Source organism: Pseudoalteromonas sp. SIMBA_162, assembly GCF_046535955.1.
Taxonomy (GTDB): domain Bacteria; phylum Pseudomonadota; class Gammaproteobacteria; order Enterobacterales; family Alteromonadaceae; genus Pseudoalteromonas; species Pseudoalteromonas marina.
Map to the genome: position 1 here is coordinate 1 of NZ_JAWJBQ010001245.1, position 235 is coordinate 235.

Sequence of the window (235 nt, forward strand, 5' to 3'; positions counted from 1 at the left end):
CTTGAGCGCGCGCCAGTCATCGCGTGACAGCTGCGGGGCCTCGACGCTCTCGAGCACGGCGTCCTGGAAATCACGCTCATCGATCATCAACGGATGTTCGCGAATCATGGCTTCCAGCGCTTCCTGCTCACGCTGGAAACGACGCAGACAGGCGTTGAGCACACCGGTGGCCCAGCCCTTGCCCAGGCCACGGGCGGCGCCAGCGGTCTCACCGACGGCGGCGTGCGGGGCGATG

1 pseudogene is annotated in these 235 nt (G+C 67.2%); it reads right to left on the reverse strand.

Annotated elements, in window-relative coordinates:
- Positions 1-235 (reverse strand): annotated as a pseudogene (locus R0J88_RS23610) (hypothetical protein); the annotation flags it as partial.